Below are 13,077 nucleotides of genomic sequence, written 5' to 3'. Positions count from 1 at the left end.
GCTTGGTCGGCTCCAATCCCCAGTGTAGCCGGTGCTCAGCGGTGGCGCTTGCGCAGGTCGCGGGCGAGGACGTAGACCACGATCAGGTTGATCGCCAGGATCGTCCATGACGGCCAGCCGGGATGGCGGATGATCGCGAAGATGTCGAAAGGCAGGTACAGGGCGGCGGTCAGGCAGCCCAGCCAGGACGCCCAGGCCTTGGCCCGCCACAGGCCCCAGGCTTCGACCAGGTGCAGCAGGCCGTAGCCGATCATCCCCGCCGCGGCCAGGTGGACCGCGTCGGGACTGATCATGTGCAGCAGCGAGGGCAGGGTGCCATGGTCCGGATCCAGGCTGAAACGCCGGATCAGGGCCATGATGCCGTGCCGCAGTGGCTGCGGTCCGAGCACTTCCAGCCCGGTGGCGGCCAACAGCGCCAGCATCGCCTTGCTCGCTTCGAGCAGGGCGATGACGTGCAGACCCGGATGCCGGTGTGGATCCGGGTTGTAGCCGCTCTGGTTCACGGGGTGCTGGCTCAGCCGCCGCGCGAAGCCTTCTTGCGATCGCTCTCGGTCAGGAACTTCTTGCGCAGGCGGATCTCCTTCGGGGTGATCTCGACCAGCTCGTCGTCTTCGATGAAGTCCAGGGCCTGTTCCAGCGAGTACTTGATCGCCGGGGTCAGCTGGATCGCATCGTCCTTGCCCGAAGCGCGCATGTTGGTCAGCGGCTTGGTCTTGATCGCGTTGACGGTCAGGTCGTTGTCCTTGGAGTGGATGCCGACCAGCTGACCTTCATACACGTTGTCGCCTTCAGCAGCGAACAGCTTGCCGCGCTCCTGCAGCGGGCCCAGCGAGTAGGCCGGCGTGGTGCCCGGTGCATTGGCGATCATCACGCCGTTGATGCGCTTGGCAATCGCGCCCTGTTCCTTCGGACCGTAGTGGTCGAACACGTGGAACAGCAGGCCCGAACCCTGGGTCAGGGTCTTGAACTCGTTCTGGAAACCGATCAGGCCACGGGCCGGGATCTGGTACTCCAGGCGCACGCGGCCCTTGCCGTCCGATTCCATGTTCTTCAGCTGGCCCTTGCGGGTGCCCAGCTTTTCCATCACGCCGCCCTGGTGGATTTCTTCGATGTCCACCACCAGCTGCTCGATCGGCTCCATCAGCTGGCCGTCGATTTCCTTGATGATCACTTCCGGGCGCGACACGGCCAGCTCGTAGCCTTCGCGGCGCATGTTCTCGATCAGCACCGACAGGTGCAGTTCGCCACGGCCGGAGACCAGGAACTTGTCGGCGTCTTCCAGCTGCTCGACCTTCAGGGCCACGTTGTGGACCTTTTCACGGTCCAGGCGGTCCTTGATCTGGCGGCTGGTCAGGAACTTGCCACCGGACAGGTCCTTGTTGCCGGCGAACGGCGAGTTGTTGACCTGGAAGGTCATCGAGATGGTCGGCTCGTCGACGGTCAGCGCCGGCAGCGCTTCCGGGAAGTCCGGTGCGCAGATGGTGTCGGAGATGGTCAGCTCCTGGATGCCGGAGATGGCCACGATGTCGCCGGCCTCGGCCGAATCCTGCTCGATGCGCTCCAGGCCCATGAAGCCCAGCACCTGCAGCACCTTGCCGTTGCGCTTCTTGCCTTCACGGTCGATGACCGCGACCTGCATGTTCTTCTTCAGGGTGCCGCGCTGGATGCGGCCGATGCCGATCACGCCCACGAAGTTGTTGTAGTCCAGCTGGCTGATGCGCATCTGGAACGGGCCTTCCGGATCCACTTCCGGCTTCGGCGCGTGCTGCATGATCGCTTCGTACAGCGGGGTCATGTCGCCGTCGCGCACGGTGTCTTCCAGGCCGGCATAGCCGTTCAGGCCCGAGGCGTAGACGATCGGGAAGTCCAGCTGCTCGTTGGTGGCGCCGAGCTTGTCGAACAGGTCGAAGACCTGGTCGATCACCCATTCCGGACGGGCGCCCGGACGGTCGACCTTGTTGACCACGACGATCGGCTTGAAGCCCATCGCGAAGGCCTTCTGGGTCACGAAGCGGGTCTGCGGCATCGGGCCGTCCATCGCGTCGACCAGGATCAGCACGGTATCGACCATCGACAGCACGCGCTCGACCTCACCACCGAAGTCGGCGTGGCCGGGGGTGTCGACGATGTTGATCCGGTTCTTGATGCCGGTCTTCTTGTCTTCCCAGGTGATGGCGGTGTTCTTGGCCAGGATGGTGATGCCGCGTTCCTTTTCCTGGTCGTTGCTGTCCATCACGCGCTCGGCGAGGACGGTGCGCTCGGACAGGGTGCCGGACTGCTTCAGCAGCTGGTCGACCAGGGTGGTCTTGCCATGGTCGACGTGGGCGACGATGGCGATGTTGCGAAGATTTTCGATGGACATACGAAAGGGGGCCAGTCGGCGCCGGATTTGGAAAAAGAAGTCCAACATTATACGTCGAACTTGACGATTCGCGAAAAGGTGGATTTCACATCGGTCGCGGGGCCCATTCAGCTGGCTGTCCGCCGCGTCGGCCGGGGCCGCCAGCGCCCGGAGACGCGGCTTCCCGTCCACGGGCTGAAGCCGGGTTCTTCACCGATGGTCGAAGCCGCCGCCGCCACGAGGCAGGTGTAAACTAGGTGGCTAGACGCGTTCCCCTCTGCATCAAGGATCTTCATGTCCCTCATCGCCACTTTCGACACCACCCAGGGCCCGATCAAGGTCGAGCTGTTCGCCGACAAGGCGCCGCTGACCGTGGCCAACTTCGTGAACCTGGTCAAGCACGGCTTCTATGACGGCCTGATCTTCCACCGCGTGATCGCCGACTTCATGATCCAGGGCGGCTGCCCGCAGGGTCGTGGCACCGGCGGCCCGGGCTACAAGTTCGAAGACGAGAAGAACGGCGTGAAGCATGAGGTCGGCTCGCTGTCGATGGCCAACGCCGGCCCGAACACCAACGGCAGCCAGTTCTTCATCACCCACATCAAGACCGACTGGCTGGACGGCCGCCACACCGTCTTCGGCAAGGTCCTGGAAGGCCAGGCCATCGTTGATTCGGTCAAGCAGGGCGACGTGATCCATTCGATCACCCTGGAAGGCGACGTCGACGCCGTGCTGGCCGCCCAGGCCGACCGCGTCGCGGAGTGGAACAAGCACCTCGCCGCCTGATCCCCCTTCGAAACGGCCACCCATGGGTGGCCGTTTCCCTGTTCCCCGCCGCTCGCCTGGCCTGCGTGGCTCTGCCCGCGGCGTCCCATCAAACGCTTGCAAGCAAGAGGAAACCCCCATGAAAGCACCCGTTCGTGTTGCCGTGACCGGCGCCGCCGGCCAGATCGGTTATGCCCTGCTGTTCCGCATCGCCTCCGGCGAAATGCTGGGCAAGGACCAGCCGGTCATCCTGCAGCTGCTGGAACTGCCGGTGGACAAGGCCCAGGCCGCCCTGAAGGGCGTGATGATGGAGCTGGAAGACTGTGCCTTCCCGCTGCTGGCCGGCATGGTCGGCACCGATGACGCCGAAGTCGCGTTCAAGGACGCCGACATCGCCCTGCTGGTCGGCGCACGTCCGCGCGGCCCGGGCATGGAGCGCAAGGACCTGCTGCTGGAGAACGCCAAGATCTTCACCGCCCAGGGTGCAGCGCTGAACAAGGTCGCCAGCCGTGACGTGAAGGTGCTGGTGGTCGGCAACCCGGCCAACACCAACGCCTACATCGCGATGAAGTCGGCCCCGGACCTGAAGCCGGAAAACTTCACCGCCATGCTGCGCCTGGACCACAACCGCGCGCTGAGCCAGCTGTCGACCAAGCTCGGCAAGCCGGTCGGTGGCATGGAGAAGCTGGTGGTGTGGGGCAACCACAGCCCGACCATGTACCCGGACTACCGTTTCGCCACCGCCGATGGTGCGTCGATCGCCGATGCGATCAACGACCAGGAGTGGAACGCCAACACCTTCATCCCGACCGTCGGCAAGCGCGGCGCGGCGATCATCGAAGCCCGTGGCTCGTCCTCGGCTGCTTCGGCCGCCAACGCAGCGATCGACCACGTGCGTGACTGGGTGCTGGGCAGCAACGGCAAGTGGGTCACCATGGGCGTGCCGTCCGACGGTTCCTACGGCATTCCGGAAGGCGTGATCTTCGGCTTCGCGGTGACCACCGAGAACGGCAAGTACACCCTGGTCAAGGACCTGCCGATCGACGACTTCAGCCAGAAGTACATCGACAAGACCCTGGCCGAGCTGGAAGAAGAGCGCGCCGGCGTCGCCCACCTGCTGGGCTGATGCAGGCGGTACCGGCTCCGGCCGGTACGTCTTCCATCAAGGTAGGTACCGACCGTTGGTTGGTACGCAGAAAACGGGGAGGCTTCGGCTTCCCCGTTTTCATTTGGAATTCCTGGAACCGCATGATCCACCTGCACTACATCGATGACGCACTGCTGGTGGCCGAGAAGCCGGCTGGCCTGTTGTCCGTACCCGGCCGCAGCGCCGAGAACCAGGACTGCGTGGTCGCGCGCCTGCAGGCGCTGTATCCGGATGCGTTGACCGTGCACCGGCTGGACCAGGTGACCTCCGGCCTGCTGCTGCACGCGCGCGGCAAGGAGACGCAGGCCGCATTGTCGAAGCAGTTCGAGCAGCGCCAGGTTGGCAAGCGGTATGAAGCGGTGGTGCAGGGGCTGCTCGAGGGTGATTCCGGCGAAGTGGACCTGCCGTTGATCGTTGACTGGCCGAACCGGCCGAAGCAGATGGTCGACCATGAGCGCGGCAAGCCGGCGCTGACGCATTGGCGCGTGTTGGCTCGTGATGTTGAAGCGCAGCGCACGCGCGTGGAACTGGAACCGATCACTGGCCGCAGCCATCAGCTGCGGTTGCACATGGCCACTATTGGCCATCCGATTGTTGGCGACGTGCTGTATGACGCGGCACCGGCGCACCGCGTGCATCTGCATGCGTGCAGCCTGCGGTTCACGCATCCGCTGACGGGCGAGGCGCTCGCGTTCGAGTCCGCGGCTCCGTTCTAGAGGGCCGGCAGGGCTTGCAGCCCTGCACCTGCCGAAGCTTTCAGGCAACAGCAACAGCAACGTCAAAAACTAAAGCGGCATTCCGCGGGATGGCGGGGCACTGTGGGTGTGCGGGGACGCCGTGAACCCATCCATGGGGGCTTGGTCGCGGCATCCATGCCGCTCACACCCCGCACACCCACAGTGCCCCGCCTTCGACAGATTTCCGTGGTCGTTGGTAGGTGTCGACCTTGGTCGACACATCTGTCAGAAATCGAATCGAATGGAATTCATCCGCGCATGGCGTGGATCGAGCGTGTCGACCAAGGTCGACACCCACCAAGAGCAGGCAATGCCAGCCCGAAAGATTGCGGGGAACTGTCGAAGGCGGGGTGGGTCCGGTTGCGGGGGCGTGAGCGCCATGGATGGCGCGACCGAGCCTCCATGGACGGATTCACGGCGTCCCCCGCAACCGGACCCAGCCCGCCAACCCTCAGGAAACCCGCTTCTGCTGTTGCTTCGGCTTCTGCGGGTGCAGGGCTGCAAAGCCCTGCAGAACAAACCCACCCCCTACCAAGGTAGGGCGGCCCGCGCGGCAGCGCCGGACTATCCTCGAACCCATGACTTTGTCTGGGAGGGCTGCGTCATGAACTACGAGGAAACCTACCGTCGCTCGATCGACGAGCCGGAGGCCTTCTGGGGCGAGGAAGCCAAGCGCATCCATTGGCATAAACCGCCGCAGCAGGTGCTCGACTACAGCAACCCGCCGTTCCGGCGCTGGTTCGTCGGCGGCGAAACCAATCTCTGCTACAACGCCGTCGACCGCCACCTGGCCGAGCGCGCCGACCAGCTCGCACTGGTCGCCATCTCCACCGAAACCAACAGCACGCGCGAGATCACCTATCGCCAGCTGTACCGCGAAGTGAACGACTTCGCCGCGGTACTCAAGCACCTCGGCGTCGGCCACGGTGACCGTGTGGTGATCTACATGCCGAACATGGCCGAGGCGGTGTTTGCGATGCTGGCCTGCGCGCGCATCGGTGCGGTGCACTCGGTGGTGTTCGGTGGCTTCGCCGCGCACAACCTGGCGCTGCGCATCGACGATGCCAAGCCCAAGCTGCTGATCGCCGCCGACGCCGGTATGCGCGGTGGCAAGCTGATTCCGTACAAGCCGATGGTCGACGCCGCCTGCGCCGAAGCGGCGTCGCCGCCACCGCATGTGCTGATCGTGTCGCGTGGGCTGGATGCCGCCGAACCCCGCGTGCCGGGCCGTGACGTGGACTACGCCACGCTGCGTGCGCAGATCGGTGAAGTCGACGTGCCGGTGCAGTGGCTGGAAGCGAGCGAGCCGAGCTACCTGCTGTACACCTCCGGCACTACCGGCAAGCCGAAGGGCGTGCAGCGCGATGTGGGCGGCTATGCAGTGGCGATGGCGCAGTCGATGGAGACCGTGTTCGACTGCAAGCCAGGCCAGGTGATGTTCTCCACCTCCGATGTCGGCTGGGCGGTGGGCCACTCCTACAATGTGTACGGCCCGCTGATCGGTGGCTGCACCTCGCTGCTGTACGAAGGGCTGCCGACCAACCCGGACCCGGGCATCTGGTGGGCGCTGTGCGAGCAGTACAACGTGCGCACGATGTTCTCCTCGCCCACCGCCATCCGCGTGCTGAAGAAGCACGACGCGGACTTCATCCATCGCCACGACCTGCGCGCGCTGAAGTACCTGTTCCTGGCCGGCGAGCCGCTCGACGAGCCGACCGCGCACTGGATCAGCGAAGCGCTCGGCAAGCCGATCATCGACAACTACTGGCAGACCGAAACCGGCTGGCCGGCACTGACCCTGTTGCCGGGCCTGGAGATGAAGCCGGTGCGTTTCGGCTCGCCCGGGTTCCCCAATCTCGGTTACCGGATGAAGGTGATCGACGAGAACACCGGCGAGGAAGTCGCACCGGGGCAGAAGGGCGTGCTGGTGGTGTCGCCACCGCTGCCACCGGGTTGCATGAGCACCGTGTGGAATGATGACAGCCGCTTCCTGCAGAGCTACTTCAGCCACTTCAAGGAACTGCTGTACAGCTCGCTGGACTGGGCGATCCGCGACGACGATGGCTACACCTTCATCCTCGGTCGCACCGATGATGTCATCAATGTAGCCGGGCACCGTCTGGGCACGCGCGAGATCGAGGAGGCCATTTCCAGCCATCCGCGGGTGGCCGAGGCCGCCGTGATCGGGGTCAAGGATGAACTGAAGGGGCAGGTGCCGCTGGTGTTCGTCACCCTCAAGCAGGGTCTGGATGGCGAGGATCCGGCGCCGGTGGTGGCCGAGATGATGGCGACGGTGACCACCTCGCTCGGCGCGGTCGCACGCCCGGCGCACGTACACGTGGTCAATGCACTGCCCAAGACCCGCTCCGGCAAGCTGCTGCGGCGCTCGCTGCAGGCGCTGGCCGAACAGCGTGATCCGGGCGACCTGTCGACGCTGGACGACCCCAGCGCGCTGGAGGAGATCCGCCGCGCGCTGGGCCGTTGATCCGGTAGTGCCGGCCGCTGGCCGGCACCCCCATCAATCCCGAGGTTGCCGGCCAGCGGCCGGCACTACCCGCGGCACTTGCGCTAAGCTCGGCCTGTCATCGACCTGCAATACGCGGCGCGCGCCGGGGAAGGCGCGTGCCGTCCGGGGATGGCACACAGGGGGGCGTGCCCGTCAGGGCGCGCCGGCATTGCGCATCGAGGGAGGGGGAGGCAATGGCATTGCTGCACGCCAAGACGGCTGCTGGCCGTCAGGAAATCGAAGACCGTGGCCGGCGCCTGCCGGCGGCACTGCGTTCGATCCTGCTGATGGTCGACGGCCATCGCGATGACACCGAACTGCGTGGCCTGTTCGAAGGCCTGCGCGCGCCGGCCGATGCACTGGAGCAGCTGGAAGCGCAGGGCCTGATCGAAGTGATCGGTGGCAATGCCGAGGTGGCACCGGTACGTGGCATCAGCACCGGCCGCGAACAGGATCCGGCGTTGTACCAGCAGCTGTACGACGCGATGAGCGAGGCGGTGCGGCGCCACCTGGGATTGAAGGGCTACTTCATGCAGTTGAAGATTGAACGCTGCACCGATGCACTTGCACTGGAACGCCTGTGCCCGGAACTGCTGGCGGCGGTGGGCAAGGCGCGCAGCCCGGCGCTGGCGCAGCGCTGGTGGCAGGAAACCCAGGCCGCCGTGGTCAATGGTGGCGGCGAGGTCGTGCAGGCCTGAGCCACCGCGTAAAGTGATCGGTTCACTTCCCCACAAGGAGTCCCGCGTGCAGGACGACCACGACGACACCGACACCCCAGGCTGGGACGCGATCAATGCGGCGCTGGCGCCGCTGTATGCCGGCCAGGAACCCCGTCACTACGGTACGGCGTTGCCGTACACGCTGGGTGGCCAGGATCCACTGGATGGCATCAGCGTGTACTGGGTGGATGCACCGGTACCGCATTGGCACTACATCACCTACGGCTTCTCCGAGCTGTACGCCAAGGAGAGCAGCGATGCCGCCGCCAGCGGCTATGGTTTCGAGCTGACCTTCCGCCTGGCTGCTGAAGCCGGTGAGCACGCCGGCAGTACCCCGCCGGTGTGGCCGATGAACCTGTTGCAGAACCTGGCGCGCTACGTGTTTGGCAGCGGCAACGTGTTCGAGGATGGTCACCATCTGAACGCCAACGGCCCGATCGCGCTGGAGACCGGCACGCGTCTGTGCCACCTGGCCTTCATCGCCGATCCGCAGTTGCCTGCGCGCGACACCGCCAATGGCCACCTGCAGTTCCTGCAGCTGGTCGGGCTGACCGATGAGGAGATGGAAGCGGTCAAGCGCTGGTCGACGCGCGGCGTGCTGCAGGCGCTGCAACCGGCGATGCCGCTGTGGATCAGTGACCTGCATCGCGGCAACCTGTTGGAGGATCCGACACTCGCCGCACAGGTGCGGGCCGGCAGCGAGCGCGAGGGCTCCAGCACCGGCATGTTGTTCATCGAGACACTGGATTGGCGGCAGGAGGCGGGCGTCACCACCCTGGTGCTCGGCGCCGGCCAGGTGGCCAGTGTGTGCGAGCTGTTGCCATTGCGCCTGCGCCACGGCAAATCGCTGGAACTGGCCAGCCGCGAGCGGCAGTGGGAATTCATTCCGGCAGCGCGCGGTGAAACCGGCGAGGTATCGGCCGACAGCGCGCGCTGGGCACTGGACGGGACGGGGCTGCAGGCCCTGGCGGGCGTGCGTGCCGAACGTGGCATCTACCCGGTGGCGGGAGCGCTGCGCATTGAAGTGGTGCCGACCTACCTGCGCGATGCCAACGGTGAAGTGATCCGCCAGATCGGCTGAGTGTGGTGATGGCGCCGGTGGGGTCAGAGCCGCCTGCTGTGCAGACGGATCCGACCCCGGGTCAGGCTCAGGCCAGGCCTTCGGCCTTCAGTGCGGCCTGCACGCCGGCATCGGCGTCCATGCGTGCCTTGTAGGCGGCCAGGTTGTCCAGGCCCGACAGGTCGACCTTGGTGCCGGCGGCCCAACGCAGGGTGATGTAGAAGTACGGGTCGGCGAAACTGCGGAAGCCGGCCAGCCAGGGCTTGTCGGCCAGCTGCCTGTCAGCGGTCTCGAACAGGCCACGCAGGCGCTTGTGTGCGGCGGCGCGGATCGCGTCGAACTGGCTTTCGTCGGCGATGAACTTGCCCGGTGCGAACAGCGGCGAGAAGGCCGGATGCACGTCGGAATTGACGAAGGCCAGCCAGCGAGTGGCTTCGGCACGCTGGCGCGCGCTGCCATCGCCGCCGAGGCCGGCCTGCGGGTAGGTGTCGGCGATATAGCCCATGATCGCGGCGTTCTGCAGCAGCACGAAGTCGCCATCGACCAGCGCGGGAACGGCGCCGGCCGGATTGATCTTGAGGAATTCCGGACCCTTGAGGGTGTCCTTGTTCAGCAGTTCGACCTCGAACGGCTGGCCGGTCCACTGCAGGGCGATGTGGTCGGCGGTGGAACAGGCACCGGGCTTGCTGTACAGCTTCATGGGAACTCCAGGTGATGCGGGCGGGAAACGCCCACTATCCCAGAGCCTGCCAGCGGGCGGCAACGCTGCCGCCAGCACGGATCGTTACGACTGCCGCGGCTTGAGGTTCTGCACCTTATAGAAGGTGTGATCGCCGATGGTGGCCACCTGGTAGGCGTTGCGCCAGTTCGGGCTGGCGATGGACAACGCGGCGAAGTGGCTGGCACCGGGCACGATCTCGCGGCGCTCGCCGGCCGGCAGCGCCCAGTTGCGCTCGGCGTCGAAGGCCACGTTCATTGCCTCGCTCCAGGCCGCGTCATTGCCCAGCTGGGTGCCGGGGGAGACGATGGTCGGCGCGAACTGCTTGCGCGCGGTGACCACCTGGCACATCGAGTCGCCCCACAGGCCACTGTCGAGGCGGCGCAGGGCGACCTCGGCAACGGCTTGCTGGCCGCGCAGGGTCTGGTCGCGGGCTTCCAGGTAAACGGTGGTGCTCAGACACAGTGAATCAGCGGCCGGCTGCGGCAACAACTGCGACAGCCAGAGAATCCAGGCCAGTTTCATATAACTCCTTGCTCCGTATGGGCCGCACTCTCCGCTTCCAGTCGCGGGGGCGACAGGATGCGGGGTACGACTTGGCGTCATGGGGAGGCGGCCATCGGGGCCGCCCCGTGGGCAGCCCCAAAAGAAACGACCAGTACCGATCGTGGGGGCTGCGCCGGCTCACCGGAAACTGGCTGGTGAGCGGAAAGATGGCGCAAGGTAGGGGGGCGTAGCCGAACGCATCGTGAACCGTCCGGCTTGACATTCAGGTTCGGGAGGGGTGACGGAAATCACATTCCGTCCCCCATTCAGGCGCTCATCAGAGCGCGGCGGCCACCCGGCTGCCCTGGTCGATGGCCCGCTTGGCGTCCAGTTCGGCCGCTACATCGGCACCGCCGATCAGCTGCGCGTTGATGCCGGCGGCCTGCAGCTCGGCCTGCAATGCGCGGTTCGGTTCCTGCCCGGCGCAGATCACCACATGGTCGACCGGCAGCAGCTGTTCGCTGCCTTCCACGCGGATGCGCAGGCCTTCGTCGTCCACGCCCAGGTACTCGACGCCGCCGAGCATGCGCACGCCCTTGGCCTTCAGCGTGGCGCGGTGGATCCAGCCGGTGGTCTTGCCCAGCCGCGCGCCGGGCTTGCCGGGGCTGCGCTGCAGCAGCCACAGCCGCCGCGGCGATGCCTCGGCCTGCGGCCTGGCCAGCGAGCCGCGGGCCTCGAATGTGCTGTCCACGCCCCATTCGGCCATCCAGCGCTGTGGGTCCAGCGAGGGGGACTCACCAGTGTGGCTGAGGAACTCGCCGACATCGAAGCCGATGCCGCCGGCGCCGATGATCGCCGCACTGGCGCCCACTTCGACCCGGCCCAGCAGCACGTCCAGGTAGCTGACCACCTTGGCGTGGTTGGCGCCGGGGAAGTCGACCTTGCGCGGCGTGATGCCGGTGGCCAGCACCACCTCGTCGAAGCCGGCCAGGCTGGCCGCGTCTGCTCGCGTGCCCAGGCGTAGCTGCACGCCGGTTTCAGCCAGCTTGTGGCGGAAATAGCGCAGGGTCTCGTGGAACTCTTCCTTGCCGGGGATGCGCTTGGCCACGTTGAACTGGCCACCGATCTCGTCGTTGGCATCGAACAGGGTGACTTGGTGGCCGCGCTCGGCGGCCACCGTGGCGCAAGCCAGGCCGGCCGGACCTGCGCCGACCACCGCCACCTTTTTCGGCGTGGCAGCCGGGCGGTAGACCAGCTCGGTCTCGTGTGCGGCACGCGGATTGACCAGGCAGCTGGCCAGCTTGTTCTCGAACACGTGGTCCAGGCAGGCCTGGTTGCAGGCGATGCAGGTGTTGATCGCCTCGGCGCGGCCGGCGCGGGCCTTGTTGGGCCATTGCGGGTCGGCCAGCAGCGGGCGCGCCAGCGACACCATGTCGGCGCCGCCGCTGGCAAGGATGCGCTCGGCGACGTCGGGCATGTTGATGCGGTTGGTCGCCACCAGCGGCACCGTTACATGCGGCTTGAGCTTGGCGGTGACACCGGCGAAGGCGGCGCGCGGCACCGAGGTGGCAATGGTCGGGATGCGCGCTTCGTGCCAGCCGATGCCGGAATTGATGATCGTCGCGCCAGCCGCCTCGATGGCCTGGGCCTGCTGCACGATCTCTTCCCAGTTGCTGCCGTCGTCAACCAGATCCACCAGTGACAGGCGGTAGATGATGATGAAGTCCGGGCCGCAGGCCTCGCGGATGCGGCGCACGATCTCCACTGCAAAACGCATGCGTTGGTTGGCGTCGCCACCCCAGCGGTCGGAGCGCTTGTTGGTGCGCGGGGCGATGAACTCGTTGATGAGGTAGCCCTCCGAGCCCATTACTTCGACGCCATCGTAGCCGGCTTCGCGGGCCAGCTTTGCGCTGCGTGCGTAGTCGGCGATATGCCGCTCGACGCCGCTGGCCGACAGCGCACGGGGGGTGAACGGGTTGATCGGCGCCTTCAGCTTCGACGGTGCCACCGACAGGGGATGGTAGGCATAGCGGCCGGCATGCAGCAGCTGCAGGCAGATCTTCGCGCCGTGCTGGTGCGCGGCGGCGGTGAGCTGCCGGTGCGGGCGCACTTCCCAGGGCCAGGACAGCTTTCCGCCAAAGGGCTTCAGCCAGCCGACCACGTTCGGCGCGAAGCCACCGGTGACGATCAGGCCGACGCCACCTTCGGCGCGTTCGGCGAAGTAGGCGGCCAGGCGTGGGAAGTCGCGGGCGCGATCTTCCAGGCCGGTGTGCATCGAACCCATCAGCACGCGGTTGCGCAGCTGGGTGAAGCCCAGGTCCAGCGGGGCGAACAGGTGGGGATAGGCGCTTTCGTTGGCTGGCGACATGATCGATACGCTTGCGTACGGAAGCGCGAAGCGTGCCGGGAAACGGCGGCTGGGGCAAGGGGCGCGGGCGGTAGTGCCGGCCGCTGGCCGGGTACGCTCGGCACATGCGTGCTGTCGCTCCCGCATTTCGCTGCGCGAACCGCGGGCCCCACTTACCGGCCTCCACCCCCCGCGCCTGCGGCGCTCCCCCCGAACTCCGGGGGCGGTAGTGCCGGCCGCTGGCCGGCATC

At 66.4% G+C, this 13,077-nt stretch carries 11 protein-coding genes; 6 read left to right on the top strand and 5 right to left on the bottom strand.

All coding sequences use genetic code 11. The features are described 5' to 3' along the window. Positions 1 to 35 precede the first annotated feature (35 nt). Positions 36 to 503: a DUF2127 domain-containing protein gene (locus JLDANKMP_RS04970; RefSeq protein WP_005408223.1), complete on the bottom strand. Its 468-nt coding sequence runs from the start codon at positions 501 to 503 to the stop codon at positions 36 to 38. An 11-nt stretch (positions 504 to 514) separates the two neighbouring features. Then, positions 515 to 2,362, bottom strand: a complete 1,848-nt coding sequence (gene typA / locus JLDANKMP_RS04965) for a translational GTPase TypA (protein ID WP_005412346.1) — start codon at positions 2,360 to 2,362, stop codon at positions 515 to 517. A 273-nt stretch (positions 2,363 to 2,635) separates the two neighbouring features. Between typA and JLDANKMP_RS04960 the strand changes: the two genes are divergently transcribed. From JLDANKMP_RS04960 to JLDANKMP_RS04935, 6 genes are all read left to right on the top strand, one after another. Then, the gene (locus JLDANKMP_RS04960) at positions 2,636 to 3,127 is read left to right on the top strand and encodes a peptidylprolyl isomerase (RefSeq protein WP_005408225.1); all 492 of its coding nucleotides are present in this window, start codon (positions 2,636 to 2,638) and stop codon (positions 3,125 to 3,127) included. A 118-nt stretch (positions 3,128 to 3,245) separates the two neighbouring features. Beyond that, the gene (locus tag JLDANKMP_RS04955; protein ID WP_004153634.1) at positions 3,246 to 4,232 is read left to right on the top strand and encodes a malate dehydrogenase; all 987 of its coding nucleotides are present in this window, start codon (positions 3,246 to 3,248) and stop codon (positions 4,230 to 4,232) included. 122 nt (positions 4,233 to 4,354) lie between these two features. Further along, positions 4,355 to 4,969, top strand: coding sequence for an RluA family pseudouridine synthase (locus JLDANKMP_RS04950; protein ID WP_212560647.1), 615 nt, complete (start codon positions 4,355 to 4,357; stop codon positions 4,967 to 4,969). Between the two features lie 625 nt (positions 4,970 to 5,594). Beyond that, positions 5,595 to 7,475 carry a propionate--CoA ligase gene (prpE, locus tag JLDANKMP_RS04945; protein WP_043033750.1) on the top strand — a complete coding sequence of 627 codons (1,881 nt, stop codon included), beginning with the start codon at positions 5,595 to 5,597 and terminating at the stop codon, positions 7,473 to 7,475. Between the two features lie 215 nt (positions 7,476 to 7,690). Continuing rightward, complete coding sequence (locus tag JLDANKMP_RS04940) at positions 7,691 to 8,194, top strand: hypothetical protein (RefSeq protein ID WP_005408228.1); 504 nt, start codon at positions 7,691 to 7,693, stop codon at positions 8,192 to 8,194. A 46-nt stretch (positions 8,195 to 8,240) separates the two neighbouring features. Beyond that, the gene (locus tag JLDANKMP_RS04935; RefSeq protein ID WP_212560646.1) at positions 8,241 to 9,296 is read left to right on the top strand and encodes a suppressor of fused domain protein; all 1,056 of its coding nucleotides are present in this window, start codon (positions 8,241 to 8,243) and stop codon (positions 9,294 to 9,296) included. 67 nt (positions 9,297 to 9,363) lie between these two features. Here JLDANKMP_RS04935 and JLDANKMP_RS04930 read toward each other — a convergent pair whose 3' ends face one another. The 3 genes from JLDANKMP_RS04930 to JLDANKMP_RS04920 form a co-directional block, all read right to left on the bottom strand. Beyond that, a complete protein-coding gene (locus JLDANKMP_RS04930; protein WP_005408230.1) occupies positions 9,364 to 9,975 on the bottom strand; it encodes a glutathione S-transferase N-terminal domain-containing protein in 612 nt (203 codons plus the stop codon). A gap of 84 nt (positions 9,976 to 10,059) precedes the next feature. Next, positions 10,060 to 10,518: a cell wall hydrolase gene (locus JLDANKMP_RS04925; RefSeq protein WP_004154513.1), complete on the bottom strand. Its 459-nt coding sequence runs from the start codon at positions 10,516 to 10,518 to the stop codon at positions 10,060 to 10,062. Positions 10,519 to 10,816: 298 nt separating this feature from the next. Further along, a complete protein-coding gene (locus JLDANKMP_RS04920; RefSeq protein WP_212560645.1) occupies positions 10,817 to 12,847 on the bottom strand; it encodes an NADPH-dependent 2,4-dienoyl-CoA reductase in 2,031 nt (676 codons plus the stop codon). Positions 12,848 to 13,077 lie beyond the last annotated feature (230 nt).

Origin of the sequence: Stenotrophomonas sp. PE591 (assembly GCF_018320795.1) — a bacterium.
Lineage (GTDB): Bacteria > Pseudomonadota > Gammaproteobacteria > Xanthomonadales > Xanthomonadaceae > Stenotrophomonas > Stenotrophomonas maltophilia.
This window is presented reverse-complemented; position numbering and strand designations above follow the sequence as displayed.